Raw genomic sequence first — 13,863 nt, forward strand, 5'->3', positions numbered from 1 at the left:
GGCCCGAGGCAATGTGGGCTGCTTATGCTAGAATCCTTCCAATGCACGAATTGGAAACCTTTAAGCTTATCGAGCGCATCAGTTCATTGCTACGCTCGGAAGAACGCAAAAAATACGCCGCCATCGGGCTGCAACCCGTTCATGGACAGGTTCTGGAATATCTGGCCAAATGTAACCGATACAGCAACACGCACGCTTCCGTCGCGGAATACCTGGGGCTAACCAAAGGCACGGTTTCGCAAAGCATTCAGATTCTGGAACGCAAGCGCTACCTGCAAAAAACCACCGACAGCCTTGACGGCCGCGTCGTGCATTTAAGCCTGACCGAAGCCGGCATGGCCTTGGTCGATGAGCTGAAACCCCTGGATATATTCAAACAAGCGGAACGGGAAGTCAGCCATCAGGAATTCGACTCCATCGGCAACGCCCTGCAAACCACCCTGAGCGTGCTGCAAAAAGTCAATCAAAGCAAAAGTTTCGGCATGTGCCGCAGTTGCGAACATTTCAGGGTAGTGGCCCATCATTACCAGTGCGGAATGACAGACGAAGCCCTGGAACGCGACGATACTGATAAGATATGCCGAGATCATATTCCCAAACCCAACCCCGTCATCAATCAAGAGTAATTACCATGTTCGATCCAAAATCCATTGACAATATCGCCGAGCGTATTGCCGGCGCCATTCCACCCGGCTTAAGCCACTTCAAGGATGATATGGAAAAAAACGTCCATGCCTTGCTACAAAGCTTTTTTTCCAAGCTGGACTTAGTCAGCCGGGAAGAATTTGAAGTACAAAAAGCCGTGCTGGCCAAAACCCGCGCCCGCCTGGAAGACCTGGAAAAGCGCGTGGCGGAGTTGGAAAAACAGCTGACGCCCGAGTAAAGCGCCATGTCCCTGGCCGTTGTGTTCAGCCGGGGCCGTTCCGGTATCGATGCACCGTTGGTGACTGTTGAAGTGCACGTCAGCAACGGCTTGCCGGCGCTCAATATCGTCGGTCTGCCGGAAACGGCCGTCAAGGAAAGCAAGGACAGGGTGCGCGGCGCGATCATCAACTCGCGCTTCGAGTTTCCGTTTCAGCGTATCACCATCAATCTGGCGCCCGCCGATTTGCCCAAGGAAGGCGGCCGCTTCGACTTGGCCATTGCACTCGGCATATTGGCGGCTTCCGGCCAAATACCCAAGGACAATCTGCCGAGTTACGAATGTTTGGGCGAATTGTCCTTGGGCGGCGAGTTGCGGCCCATTGCCGGGGCTTTGCCGGTAGCGATACACTGCCGCGACGCCGCCAGGCAACTGATTCTACCTGTTGGCTGCGCCGATGAAGCCAGCCTGATCAACGATGCGCAAATTTTGCCCGCCCGAACCTTGCTGGAAGTGTGCGCCCACTTGAGCGGGCAAAGTCCCATCCCGCTTGCCAAAACCGCCACCTTGGCGGAAACCGGACAATTCGAGATCGATTTTGCCGATGTGCACGGCCAGTTTCATGTCAAACGGGCCTTCGAAATCGCCGCCGTCGGCGCGCATAATGTTTTGCTGTTGGGGCCGCCCGGCACCGGAAAATCCATGCTGGCGGCCCGCCTGCCCACCATCCTGCCGGAACTGAGCGAACAACAGGCTCAGGAGACCGCCGCCATCGCCTCCATCAGCGACCAAGGCCTGGATATCGGGAAATGGCGCAAGCCGCCCTTTCGCGCGCCGCATCACACGGCCTCCGCCGCCGCATTGGTCGGCGGCGGCAGCAATCCGAAACCGGGCGAAATATCCCTGTCCCATCATGGCGCCCTGTTCCTGGACGAACTGCCGGAATTCGATCGCAAAGTGCTGGAAGTACTGCGAGAACCGCTGGAAACCGGCCATATCACCATCTCTCGCGCCAACCGTCAGGCCGACTTTCCGGCCCGCTTTCAACTGATAGCCGCCATGAATCCCTGTCCGTGCGGCTATCTGGGCGACGCCTCCGGCCGCTGCCATTGCAGCTCCGAGCAGATTGCGCGTTATCGCGCCCGCGTCTCGGGACCCTTGCTGGATAGAATCGACATGCATCTGGAGGTGCCGCGCGTGGCGCTGGATGTATTAAGAAAAGGCGCCAAGGAAGGTGAGGAAAGCAGCCAAATGATCCGCGAACGCGTAATCGCCGCCAGGCAAATAGCCCATCAACGCCAGGGCAAAACCAATTCGGAACTGAATGCCAAGGAAATCAAAGTCTATTGCGAACTCAGCGAAGCCGGACATCGCCTGCTGGAACAGGCGCTGGAAAAGTTCGGCCTCTCCCACCGGGCCTATCACCGCATCTTAAAACTGGCCCGCAGTATTGCCGACCTGGCGGACTCCCAAAACGTGGAAATCAAGCATCTGAGCGAAGCCATCGGCTATCGAAAACTGGATAGAAGCCGTTGACCGAGGAAAAACAGCCGATGCCTCGGGTTTATCCAAGGATAGGCGACATTTAAGCTTCGCGGCACCGATTGCGCGAGCGCCTCCGGCTAACAAACGTAACCCTAGCGGCTCAGACCGCCATCGGCGCTGTCAGCGGCGGGTGATGCCGGTAGCCTTCCAGCCTGAAATCGCCCGGTTCGACTTTTTCCAGCCATTCCGGCCGGTATTGGCCGCTTGCGGCATAGTCCGGCACCCGTTCGGCAATCACCAGTTTGGGGCTGGGAAACGGCTCGCGAGTCAATTGCTCCCGCAGCATGTCCAGATGGTTTTCGTAGATATGGGCGTCGCCGATGAAATAGGTGAACCAGCGCGGAGTATAACCGGTCAGGCGGCCGACCAGATGCAGCAGGGCCGCGCCTTCCGCCAAATTGAACGGCGCGCCCAGGCCTATGTCGTTGGAGCGAATATATAGACACAGCGAGATTTCGCGCTCGGCCGGGTTAAGCAGAAACTGGTACAACAAGTGGCAGGGCGGCAGGGCCATTTCCTCCAGTTGCGCCCAGTTCCAGCCGTGGAACAGAATACGCCGATTGCCGGGGTCGGTCATGATGGTATCCAGGCACTGGCGCAGTTGGTCTATGGCCTTGTAAAGCAATACGCAGTCGGTACCGTTGTCTTCGACGATGCCGATTTGCCGATAGCCCTTGGCCAGTGCATCGGCGATCCGCGCGGCGCTTTGCGGCCGGCCGGAAGCGATCAGTTTGTAGGCCGGCCATTGCCGCCATTGCACGCCGTAAACCGGCCCCAGATCGTCGTCCCCCAAGCGGTAGGGATTGGCCAGCCACTGCTGGTTTTGGTTGGCGTTTTGGTCCCAGACCTTGCAGCCCAACTCGCGAAACTCGGCGGCGTTTCTGGAAGCCCTTAAAAAACCAATCATTTCGCCGATGGCCGATTTAAACGCCAGCTTTTTGCTGGTGACGGCGGGAAAACCTTGTTGCAAATCGAAACGCAGCATGGCGCCGGGCAGGCTGATGCTGCGAATGCCGGTGCGGTTCTGTTGCCAGCTGCCCTGGTCCAAAATGTTTTGGACCAGGTCCAGGTATTGTTTCATAGCGCGGGTATTAAAAAGCCTGTTGGAAAGATTGAGCGTCGGCCGCGATGCGCTTTACCACATCAAATCGTCCGGAATTTGGAAGGCCGCGTAAGGATCGTCCTCGGCGGCCACATCCTGGGTGGCTTGATTGAGCACCACCACGCTGTCGGCATCGCGCGCTTGTATTTTACGGGCAACTTCCGCCGGCACGATTTCGTAGCCCTGCGCCAGTTTAACGATGCCGGCCCGGCCGTTGATCAGCGCATCACGCACCTTGTCCGCCACGTAAACCGCCTTGACCTTGTTGTCGTGGTTGAATTGATAGGCCACGCCGTTGGCGTCCTGGGCTATGCGATTCAGCAAGGCGATTTGCTTGATTTGCGCGGCCAGGGCCTTCTGCTCTTCCAGTTGTTTGCGCTGGCGGTTCAGTTCCCGATCCCGCTCGATCTGTTGCTGGCGGGCCTGCTCGGCACTCAGTTTGATGTCGTCGACGATTTCGACGCCGTTGTTGCGCTGCAATTTGTCCTGCTTGCGTTTTTCGGCCTTGACCTGTTTGACCTTGGCCTCGTTGGTCAGGCCGGATTTCAGCAATTGGGCCTGCAAGGGATTGAGTTGCGGTTTTTTCATGTTAAATCGTCGGAGGGAAGATACGGTAGTACGGCTTGCCAGTCGATTTCCAGGCCGGGCAGGGCCTCGACCGGCGTGATGCCTTGCAATTCAAAAATATCCGGTTTGCCGAATTCGCCGTCAAGCAGGCGGTAGACAGTCAGCAGCCGGTCGCCGGGATGAACCAGCCAATATTCGCGCACCCCATGGCGTTCGTAGAGGCGGTGTTTTTGGATATGGTCGCGGCCGGCCGTGGACGGCGACAGTACTTCCACCACCCAATCCGGCGCGCCGCGCACGCCGCGGCGGTCGAGTTTGCCGGGGTCGCAGACCACCATCACATCCGGCTGCACCACCTCGTCGGTTTCTTCGTCGGTTTCGTCATGGCGCGGCAGGCGCACATCCAGCGGGGCCACCAGTGCACGGCAGGTTTTGCCGTGTAAAGCGTTTGCAGTTTGCCGAAAGATTTCACCGGCCACCTCCTGATGCACCAGCAGCGGGGCCGGCGACATCATATACACCACGCCGTCGATGATTTCGCAGCGCACATCGTCGGGCCAGCTCAGGTAATCCTTATAGGTGTAATGTTTGTCTTTCTCCAATGCAAAAGCCATGGCGAGGTCTCCGGGATCGGCGTTCGGGCAAGCATAGCACAAGCACTTATTGCCCCAACAGCTTTCCGCTGGCGTATTTTTGCCACCAGCTTAATGGGCGGGTGACCGGGGTCGGGCAGCGGTCGTAACCCTGATATTCGATGCCGCGAAACACCTCATTGCGCAGCCATTGATAAGCAGCGGGAGAGCTGGTTTGCAGGCGTTCCGGAATCAGGACGTATTGCGCCACCAGTTCGGCCAGTTTTTCTTGGGTATTGCCGTCGTAGCGGCCATCGTTGACTTCGTGCAGATATTCGAAGGCTTCGAACCATTTCGACGGCCAGAGCGCCAGTTTGGCGTCGGCGATGATTTTCATGATCTGTTCGTCGTTGGAAATCTTGTGGTATTTGTAAAAAAAATACAGGTCGTCGGTGCCGTTCCAGAAGTGAAAATTATCAATGGTGTGGGCGATTTCGTGTACGACGATGGGCAGACGGAAATCCACCAGATATTGCACGTCTATATCCCGGTAAGTGGCGCCTTCCTTACCCTTGTCGAACTCCTTGACGGTAAACACGATCAAATTCTGGCCGCTGAAAACCTGCGCCACGGTTTGCGAGCGAAAACCCATACCGGGCGTAAAGGTCAAGGGATGGGTATGATCTTGCCAGATGCTGGTGTTGTAATCTTCCTGAAAGGCGTCGTGTATCAGTTCCTGTATCGCGCTGGGTTTGTCGGCGATTTCCCGCTGCAGATTTTCGACCGGTTTGGCCTTGCTGATACTTTGCCGCAAAAAAGCCGGAATCTTGCGTATGGCTTTTTCGAAGACACGGATATGGTCGGCGCCGAAGCGCTTGACCTGATAGCGGTAATCCTCGCTGTGCTTGATGACGGTCTTGGTATCGTAAAACAGCGCTAGCGCCCGCCAGGCGGCGTCTTTATCGTCCCAGTACTTTTCCAGCACGCACAACTCCGCCGAAACCTGTTTTTGGCAATCGTCTTTATAGCCGGCCAAATCCTCCAAATGCTCGGAATTGGCATGGTCGGTCAATACCGCTACCGCCTGTTGGCGCAGATTGGGATGGTTGTTTTCGTAAAAACGGATGACCTCGGCCAACCGCTCGCTGGAGAGGAATTGCTGTTCGCTGGTGGCGCACAATAATTCGGCATTTTGCGACAGGGTGAAAAAGCGGTTTTGAAACAGGGCTTCCGGGCCCGGCGCGGCCGCCGAGGCGGACAGGCCGCACAGCAGCAAGCCGGCGCCCCATAAAGATTGCGTCCGCTTCAAGCCTTATTTATCCATGCCGATGGCATCCCAGGTCTGTTCGATCAGGGTTCTTTCCTTGTAATCCGCCACCGGGATACCGTTGGGGTAATTCAGTTTAAACACCCTATCGGTATCGGCCGCCAGATCGTCCATGCCCAGTTTGGTATAAGCATCGCGCATGATGACCAATGCATGCGGCACCGCCGGGGTGCGCTGGTATTCCTTGATGATGTGATTGGCCCGGTTCACCGCCGCCACATAGGCCTTGCGACGCAGATAAAAATCGGCGACATGCACTTCGTACATACCCAGGTTGTTGCGCAGGGCCACCATGCGTAATCTCGCATCCGGCACGTATTTGCTTTGCGGGAAACGCTGGATCAATTCCTGGAAGTTATCGTAGGAATCCTTGGCGTTGCCGGGGTCGCGCTGCGAAGAATCGGTGGGCAAAAACCGGTCTATGAAGCCGATGCCGCGGTTGTAATTGACCAGACCTTTCAAGTAATAGGCGTAATCGACGTTGGGATTTCTGGGGTGGACTTTGATGAAGCGGTCCACCGCCGCCAGGGCGGCTTCCGGATCGTCGTTTTTATAATAGGCGTAGGCCACGTTCAATTGCGCTTGGGCGGCGTAATCGCCAAAGGGATAGCGGGCTTCCAGGGCTTCGTAAAGCGTGATGGCTTTTTGATAGTTTTTATTATCCAGCGCTTCCTTGGCTTGCTGGTGAAACTTGGCATCGTCCCAACCGACGTACTCGTCTTCCTTGGCCGAGGCGGACTCCTTGCCGCCCAGACCGCTCAGGGCATTCAAGGCTTCGCAACCGGCCAGGCCCAGAACCAAACCGGCCATAAAAACAGTTTTTACTAAAAGTAATCGCATAGAAAAGACAACACGTTGTAATATTGTGAGTTTTTTGCGGCAAATGGCAACAGCAAAGCCGCGAGTATATCTTAAAAACGACTATGACGATATTAACCGAACGGGTTCCCGAAGAACTGGCCGGCATGCGCCTGGACCAGTGTCTGGCGGAAATATTTCCCGACTATTCCCGCAGCAAGCTGCAAACCTGGCTCAAGGACGGCCGGGTACTGGTCGACGGCGAACAGCGCAAAGGCCGCGAAAAAATGGACGGCGGCGAGGAAATCGAGCTGGATGCCGAGGCGGAGCAGGTGGTGGAATATGACCCCGAAGACATCCCGCTGGACATCGTCTACGAAGACGACTGCCTATTGATCGTCAATAAACCGGCCGGGCTGGTGGTACATCCGGCGGTGGGCAACTGGAGCGGTACCTTGGTGAATGCCTTGCTGAATCATGTGCCCAGCCTGGATACCTTGCCCCGGGCCGGCATCGTGCACCGCATAGACAAGGACACCAGCGGCCTGCTGATGGTGGCGAAAACCTTGCAGGCCCACAACAGCCTGGTCGAACAATTGCAGGAACGCAGCATCCACCGCGAATATCTGGCCCTGGTGAAAGGCTGGATGACCGCCGGCGGCACCGTGGACCAACCGATAGGCAGGCACCCGGTGGATCGCAAACGCAACGCGGTGCGCCGCGACGGCAAGGAAGCGGTCACCCATTACCGACTGGAGCAGCGCTTCAAGCGCCACACGCTGATCCGGGTCAAACTGGAAACCGGCCGTACCCACCAGATTCGGGTGCACATGGCGCACATCAATTACCCCCTGGTCGGCGATCAAACCTACGGCGGCCGCTTTCAAATGCCGGCCGAATGTAATCCCGCATTGGCCGAGGCCTTGCGCAATTTCAAACGGCAGGCGCTGCACGCCACCAAACTGGGGCTGGAGCATCCGGAAACCGGCGAATACATGGAATGGGAACAAGCCATGCCGGCGGACATGCAAAACCTGATCGATCTCCTGACTAAAAATGAACTGGATCAAGCCTGATTGGCCGCTGCCGGCGCATGTGCATGCCGCCACCACTTTACGCGGCGGCGGCGTCAGCAGCGGCGGCTACGCCAGTCTGAATCCGGCCGGCCACGTCGGCGACGACCCGCAACACGTGCAGAGCAACCGGCGCATCATAAAACAAATGCTGAAACTGCCGGCCGAACCGGTCTGGTTGCAACAAGTGCATGGCATCGAGGTGGTAAAGGCCGACCGAGTTCGCGCCGTAGCGGAAGCCGATGCCAGCTTTACCGACCAAGCCGGCACCGTCTGCGCGGTGTTGAGCGCGGATTGCCTGCCGGTGTTGTTTTGCGGCGACGACGGCGCGGTGGTCGCCGCGGCTCACGCAGGCTGGCGCGGCTTGCGGGCCGGCATCATCGAACAAACCCTGTCCGCCATGCATTGCCGCGAAGTATCGGTCTGGCTGGGGCCTGCCATCGGCCCGCAACATTTCGAAGTCGGCGATGAAGTGCGGACGGCTTTCGTCGGCGACAAGCCCAAAGCCGCCCAAGCCTTTAAAGACAGGGGCTCTGGCAAATGGCTGGCGGATATCTACCAACTGGCCCGCCTGCAACTGGCCGAATTGGGCGTCGAACGCATTTACGGCGGCGAATATTGCACGGTAACCGATGCGCCAAGGTTTTATTCCTACCGCCGGGACGGCGCCGCCACCGGCCGCATGGCCAGTTTGATCTGGAGAGATTGATTTTGAGCACTTTGTTATTGATCGTCATCTTTACCGCCATTGGCGGTATTTTGAGCGTGCTGACCGCCGGCGTGTTTTTACTGTTGCCGGAACAAAAAAGACAAAACCTGTTGCCGCACGGCATCAGCTTTGCGATCGGCGCACTGTTGACCGGCGCTTTCTGCGGCTTGATCCCGCATGCGTTCGAAGAGGTGGCCGAGGGCGAAATGCAAATGCTGTCGGCCACCATACTGATCGGTATTTTGTTTTTTTTCATTTTGGAAAAACTGTTGGTTTGGCGCCATTGCCATTCCCACGCCTGCGAAGCCCACGGCGAAGATTCCCACGACCACCACGCCGGGCACCAACATCAACAAAACGACCATGGCCGGCGGGTGGCCGGCATGTTCATCATCCTGGGCGACAGCATCCATAATTTTGTCGACGGCGTGCTGATAGGCGCGGCGTTTTTGACCGACCCGCAACTGGGCATGGTCACCAGTCTGGCGGTTGCCGCGCACGAAATTCCGCAGGAAGTCGGCGATTTTGCCATCCTGCTACACAGCGGTTACAGTCGCGGCAAGGCCCTGCTTTACAACGTGCTGGCCAGTTTGACCACGGTGATAGGCGGCGTTTTGGCCTATTTCAGCCTCGGCGATCTGCGCCATATTCTGCCCTACTTCCTGACCCTGGCGGCTTCCAGTTTTATCTACATAGCCGTGGCCGACCTGATCCCGTCCCTGCACCGGAAAACCGATATCAAAACCTCGCTGGAACAGATCGGCTTTATTCTGGCCGGAGTAGGCCTGATTCTGCTGATGCAAACCATCGCACACAGGTTCGAGAGCTAATTTGCACCCGCCGTTTTCGTGGGCGGACTAACCCTGTGTAATTTCAATCCTACCGAGCCTGACTAAGGCACCCGGAATGGAAAAATCGATGTTTCACTGCTGTCTTTGGAAGGAAAAGCCAAGGACTTTTGGCGATTTCTTCGCTGACTTCGGCCTGCATGTCCTGGCGATGGAATTAAAACCGGCGTCGTTGGGCCATGCCAGCGTGAACGGTTTCAAATTCAAGGCCGGGTGATACCAGGCCGACGACATTAGTTGTGATGGTGACTGTTGGCTAAATGGTTAGTGTTTTCGCTGAGTTAGACTTTGCCGGAAACGCTGGCGTTTATCCGGCCTACCGGACTGATGCGCTCTAAAGCATGGCAAGCCTTATTCATCCCACTCTTCGTTGGCCATCTCGGCAAAACGGCTGTTATCTTTACCTGTCTTTTGTTTAAAAATGCGTTCCAGCAGTGGCGACATGGCTCCGGTAATATCTTGTTGTAACTCGGCAATGATCTCTTCAATGTCGGGGCCGCCTTTAACGATGACCGGGTGCGCGCCCAATTTGATCAACTCGTTGGTGGCCGTACCGCCGACGGAGCCGCAATACACCATATCGCAACCCGTTAACCAGGCAAGCTTGGGTTTTAATTTGTCGTCATTACCGTCGCGTTGTTCCTTAGCAAACAACTTAGCCGCCAGAGGCGTCGCGGTAGAACCATCAATAGCATAAACATGAAATCCCAAAGACGACCCAAAATGCTGGTTGACGATTTCCCCATCCGAACTCGCAAAAGCAACGATCAGCTTATTGGCATCGACTTCAAACTCCGCGACACTGTTTACATCGGCAAGTTGACTCATATGACACTCCTCAATGAATATTTGGGCCAAAGAACGACCAAGGCGAAATCTTGCAATCGATGGTCTTTGGCGATGTTAATCCGTACCCCGCCGAAATTACCGGGCACGGCGCCGGCTCGCTCGGTAGAATTCCAGTTACTTGCGTGGCTGGTATTCCGCCACCAGCACCTTAATCTTTAGGCGCATAATGTCTTTCAACATATGCAATTTTCGATCATGCTCCTGATGAGCAATATCGTAGATTTGCTTTCCGAGGGTTTCGTTACTTTCTTCGGGTAGGCTCAAGAACCATTCAGTAAAAAAGGCATCGTAGCTGTCTATCGTTTTGATCAACTCAAACCTGAGCCTTTCCCTGTCTTGCCTGGGAATTGCCCTTAGCGCTTCATCGATAACAGCATCAAGATCTGATTTTTGTGGTTTGTTGGAAACGGGAAACGGGAAACGGGATGATTTCAGACATAAGCACGGTAAAATGATAAGCAATCGAACACAGCATTGATTTACGTATAGCCCGCTTAATTCACATTTCGCACCAAGTTTTAACCGATTGATTAATCAGTGAAAAATATTGATATTATTGTCGTGTTTGCAACAAATAAAACCCTGTTGGGCGGTCGATGTTTGAATGGCGGCAGTAAGCGGGCAGAGTCGTTAAGCAATATTATCCAGAACCGTCACCAGCACCCAGGCCACGACTTTCAAATTTCCGGCGCCATCTCGTCCGCGAAAAAGCATTGTCACTCGCGCTACCTTCGGGATTGCCGGTGGAAATCATTCTTTGCTTGCGGCTAACCGGCCCTGACTGTATCGTTGCCGGTTTGAACATCAGGCCGCAATCCGCATGTCCGTACAATCCGCCAACACATTGATTCTGGTCGACGGCTCGTCGTTTCTGTTTCGCGCTTTTCATGCCGTGCCGCCGTTGAGCAATGCCCAAGGCGAGCCGACCAATGCCGTTTACGGTGTTTCCAACATGCTGCGCAAACTGATCAACGATTACGACACACCCTATGTAACCGTGGTGTTCGACGCCCCCGGCAAAACCTTCCGGCACGATTTGTACGACCAGTACAAGGCCCACCGGCCACCGATGCCGGACGATTTGCGGGTGCAGATTCAACCCTTGCATGAGCTGATCCGGGCGCTGGGTCTGCCGTTGATCATCGAGCACGGCGTGGAAGCCGACGATGTGCTGGGCAGTTTGGCGCAAAATGCCGCCCGCCAAGGCTTTCGGGTGATCATTTCCACCGGCGACAAGGACATGGCGCAACTGGTGACTGAACACATCACGCTGGAAAACACCATGACCAATACCCGCATGGACATTGCCGGGGTGGGGGAAAAATTCGGCGTCAAGCCCGAACAAATCATCGATTATCTGGCCCTGATGGGCGATGCGGTGGACAACATTCCCGGCGTGCCCAAGGTCGGCCCCAAGACCGCCGCCAAATGGCTGCAGCAATACGGCACGCTGGAAAATCTGATCGCGCATGCCGACGACATCAAGGGGAAGATCGGCGACAACTTGCGCGAAGCCTTGCCACAACTGCCGCTGTCGCGGGAGTTGACTACCATCAAATGCGACGTGGCCTTGCATTACAGCCTGGAGGAACTAAAACGGCACGAGCCGGACATGGCCGCGTTGAAACAACAGCTGGGGCACCTGGGCTTCAGCAGCTGGCTCAAGACGTTGAATGGCGACAGTTCCAAACCCACTGTAGCGGGAGAAGAGCGGACGATTGGCAATGAAAATACGGCTTCCAATATTCCCTACCAGCCTACTGCCTCAAGTGAGAAGGAAACTGCTTCCGCATTAAGCCGCGATTATCAGACCATCCTCACGCAAACGCATTTCGATAGCTGGCTGGAAAAACTCAAACAGGCCGAACTGTTCGCCTTCGACACCGAAACCACCAGCCTGAATTACAGCGATGCCGAAATCGTCGGCGTGTCGTTTGCGGTAGAGGCCGGACGTGCCGCCTACGTGCCGTTGGTACACGACTATCCAGAGGCGCCGGCGCAACTCGACCGGCAAGCCGTGCTCGAGGCATTGCGGCCGCTACTGGAAGACCCGGCCAAGGCCAAGCTGGGGCAAAACCTGAAATACGATGCGCATATCCTGGCCAATCATGGCATCACATTACGCGGCATCCGACACGACACCATGCTGGAATCCTATGTGCTCAACAGCACCGCCAGCAAGCACAACATGGACGATCTGGCCAAGCATTATCTGGGCGTGGAGACCATTCATTTCGAGGACGTGGCCGGCAAGGGCGCCAAGCAGATCGGTTTTCAGGAAGTGCCCATCGAGCAGGCCGGCGAGTACGCGGCGGAAGATGCCGATATCACGCTACGCCTGCATCAAACCCTGTCGGCGCAATTACAGCAACAACCGCGTTTATGGGATTTGTATAATCAAATCGAAATGCCGCTGATAGACGTGCTGGTGCGCATCGAAGCCAACGGCGTACTGATCGACAACGCCATGCTGGATCAGCAAAGCCTGGAACTGGCCAACCGGATGATAGGCATCGAACAACAGGCCCACGATCTGGCCGGCTCGGCGTTTAACCTGGGGTCTCCCAAGCAAATTCAGGAGATTTTATACGACCGCCTGAATCTGCCGGTGCTGAAAAAAACCCCGAAAGGCCAGCCGTCCACCGACGAATCGGTATTGCAGGAACTGGCGGTGGATTATGCCTTGCCCAGGCTGATCCTGGAATTTCGCGGCATGAGCAAGCTGAAATCCACCTACACGGAAAAGCTGCCGCAGCAGATCAACCGCCGCACTGGCCGGGTGCATACCTCTTACCATCAGGCGGTGGCGGCCACAGGGCGTCTGTCGTCGTCCGACCCCAATTTGCAGAATATTCCGATCCGTAGCGAGGAAGGCCGCAAAATACGCCAAGCCTTTATCGCGCCGCCGGGTTACAAAATCGTCGCCGCCGACTATTCGCAAATCGAGTTGCGCATCATGGCGCATTTGTCCGGGGATGCCGGTTTGCTGGCGGCCTTCTCCCAGGGCGTGGACGTGCACAGCGCCACGGCGGCGGAAGTATTCGAAGTCGAGCTGGAACAGGTCACTCACGATTTACGCCGCTCCGCCAAAGCCATCAATTTCGGTTTGATTTACGGCATGTCGGCCTTTGGTCTGGCTCAGCAATTGGGCTTGTCCCGCAATCAGGCCCAAGCCTATATTGATCTATACTTCAGTCGTTACCCGGGCGTGAAACGGTACATGGACGACATTCGCGAACAGGCCAAACAGCAAGGCTTTGTGGAAACGATTTTCGGCCGCCGTCTGTATTTGCCGGACATCAATGCCCGCAACGCCGCGCAAAGGCAATACGCCGAACGTACCGCCATCAACGCGCCGATGCAGGGTAGCGCCGCCGACATCATCAAACGGGCCATGATTGCCTGCGACGGCTGGATACGCGACAGCGGCGCCGACTTGAAAATGATCATGCAGGTGCACGACGAGTTGGTGTTCGAAGTGGCCGAACAGCAGCTGAGCGACTGCATGACCGAGATTCGCAACATCATGTCCGCCGCGGCCGATCTGCGGGTGCCTCTGCTGGTGGAAGCGGGTTGCGGCGATAATTGGGATCAAGCGCATTAAACGGGGA

16 protein-coding genes are annotated in these 13,863 nt (G+C 56.2%); 9 read left to right on the top strand and 7 right to left on the bottom strand.

Features of this window, described 5'->3' with window-relative positions; all coding sequences use genetic code 11:
- Positions 1-41 precede the first annotated feature (41 nt).
- Genes NP590_RS10255 through NP590_RS10265 form a run of 3 tightly spaced genes read left to right on the top strand, consistent with a single transcriptional unit; the run spans position 42 to position 2,398 of the window.
- Positions 42-626 carry a MarR family winged helix-turn-helix transcriptional regulator gene (locus NP590_RS10255; protein WP_256602280.1) on the top strand — a complete coding sequence of 195 codons (585 nt, stop codon included), beginning with the start codon at positions 42-44 and terminating at the stop codon, positions 624-626.
- Between the two features lie 5 nt (positions 627-631).
- Positions 632-883, top strand: coding sequence for a ubiquinone biosynthesis accessory factor UbiK (gene ubiK / locus NP590_RS10260; RefSeq protein WP_256602281.1), 252 nt, complete (start codon positions 632-634; stop codon positions 881-883).
- 6 nt (positions 884-889) lie between these two features.
- Positions 890-2,398 (top strand): YifB family Mg chelatase-like AAA ATPase, encoded by a 1,509-nt coding sequence (locus tag NP590_RS10265; RefSeq protein ID WP_256602282.1) that lies wholly within the window; start codon positions 890-892, stop codon positions 2,396-2,398.
- Positions 2,399-2,507: 109 nt separating this feature from the next.
- On the opposite strand, the gene NP590_RS10270 is transcribed toward NP590_RS10265, so the two are convergent.
- Genes NP590_RS10270 through NP590_RS10290 form a run of 5 tightly spaced genes read right to left on the bottom strand, consistent with a single transcriptional unit; the run spans position 2,508 to position 6,815 of the window.
- On the bottom strand, positions 2,508-3,488 hold the full coding sequence (locus NP590_RS10270) for a thymidylate synthase (RefSeq protein ID WP_256602283.1): 981 nt from the start codon (positions 3,486-3,488) through the stop codon (positions 2,508-2,510).
- A gap of 54 nt (positions 3,489-3,542) precedes the next feature.
- The gene (locus NP590_RS10275; RefSeq protein WP_256602284.1) at positions 3,543-4,097 is read right to left on the bottom strand and encodes a DUF2058 domain-containing protein; all 555 of its coding nucleotides are present in this window, start codon (positions 4,095-4,097) and stop codon (positions 3,543-3,545) included.
- The gene (locus tag NP590_RS10280) at positions 4,094-4,690 is read right to left on the bottom strand and encodes a Uma2 family endonuclease (RefSeq protein WP_256602285.1); all 597 of its coding nucleotides are present in this window, start codon (positions 4,688-4,690) and stop codon (positions 4,094-4,096) included. The genes NP590_RS10275 and NP590_RS10280 overlap by 4 nt, the downstream gene beginning before the upstream one ends.
- Positions 4,691-4,736: 46 nt before the next feature.
- Positions 4,737-5,957 carry a hypothetical protein gene (locus NP590_RS10285; RefSeq protein ID WP_256602286.1) on the bottom strand — a complete coding sequence of 407 codons (1,221 nt, stop codon included), beginning with the start codon at positions 5,955-5,957 and terminating at the stop codon, positions 4,737-4,739.
- A 3-nt stretch (positions 5,958-5,960) separates the two neighbouring features.
- A complete protein-coding gene (locus NP590_RS10290) occupies positions 5,961-6,815 on the bottom strand; it encodes an outer membrane protein assembly factor BamD (RefSeq protein ID WP_256602287.1) in 855 nt (284 codons plus the stop codon).
- 83 nt (positions 6,816-6,898) lie between these two features.
- Here NP590_RS10290 and rluD point away from each other — a divergent pair, with 83 nt between their 5' ends.
- The 4 genes from rluD to NP590_RS10310 all read left to right on the top strand — a co-directional run bounded on the left by rluD (position 6,899) and on the right by NP590_RS10310 (position 9,620).
- A complete protein-coding gene (gene rluD, locus NP590_RS10295; protein WP_256602288.1) occupies positions 6,899-7,849 on the top strand; it encodes a 23S rRNA pseudouridine(1911/1915/1917) synthase RluD in 951 nt (316 codons plus the stop codon).
- The gene (gene pgeF / locus NP590_RS10300; RefSeq protein WP_256602289.1) at positions 7,830-8,555 is read left to right on the top strand and encodes a peptidoglycan editing factor PgeF; all 726 of its coding nucleotides are present in this window, start codon (positions 7,830-7,832) and stop codon (positions 8,553-8,555) included. The genes rluD and pgeF overlap by 20 nt, the downstream gene beginning before the upstream one ends.
- Before the next feature lie 2 nt (positions 8,556-8,557).
- Positions 8,558-9,385, top strand: a complete 828-nt coding sequence (locus NP590_RS10305) for a ZIP family metal transporter (protein ID WP_256602290.1) — start codon at positions 8,558-8,560, stop codon at positions 9,383-9,385.
- A gap of 76 nt (positions 9,386-9,461) precedes the next feature.
- Positions 9,462-9,620, top strand: coding sequence for a hypothetical protein (locus NP590_RS10310; protein WP_256602291.1), 159 nt, complete (start codon positions 9,462-9,464; stop codon positions 9,618-9,620).
- A gap of 134 nt (positions 9,621-9,754) precedes the next feature.
- Here NP590_RS10310 and NP590_RS10315 read toward each other — a convergent pair whose 3' ends face one another.
- Positions 9,755-10,231: a NifB/NifX family molybdenum-iron cluster-binding protein gene (locus NP590_RS10315; RefSeq protein WP_256602292.1), complete on the bottom strand. Its 477-nt coding sequence runs from the start codon at positions 10,229-10,231 to the stop codon at positions 9,755-9,757.
- Positions 10,232-10,366: 135 nt separating this feature from the next.
- Positions 10,367-10,714, bottom strand: a complete 348-nt coding sequence (locus tag NP590_RS10320) for a hypothetical protein (RefSeq protein ID WP_256602293.1) — start codon at positions 10,712-10,714, stop codon at positions 10,367-10,369.
- Positions 10,715-10,789: 75 nt separating this feature from the next.
- Here NP590_RS10320 and NP590_RS10325 point away from each other — a divergent pair, with 75 nt between their 5' ends.
- A complete protein-coding gene (locus NP590_RS10325) occupies positions 10,790-11,023 on the top strand; it encodes a hypothetical protein (RefSeq protein WP_256602294.1) in 234 nt (77 codons plus the stop codon).
- 49 nt (positions 11,024-11,072) lie between these two features.
- The gene (polA, locus tag NP590_RS10330; RefSeq protein ID WP_256602295.1) at positions 11,073-13,856 is read left to right on the top strand and encodes a DNA polymerase I; all 2,784 of its coding nucleotides are present in this window, start codon (positions 11,073-11,075) and stop codon (positions 13,854-13,856) included.
- The last annotated feature ends 7 nt before the right edge of the window (positions 13,857-13,863 follow it).

The sequence above is a fragment of the Methylomonas subterranea genome (assembly GCF_024505185.1).
GTDB lineage: Bacteria > Pseudomonadota > Gammaproteobacteria > Methylococcales > Methylomonadaceae > Methylomonas > Methylomonas subterranea.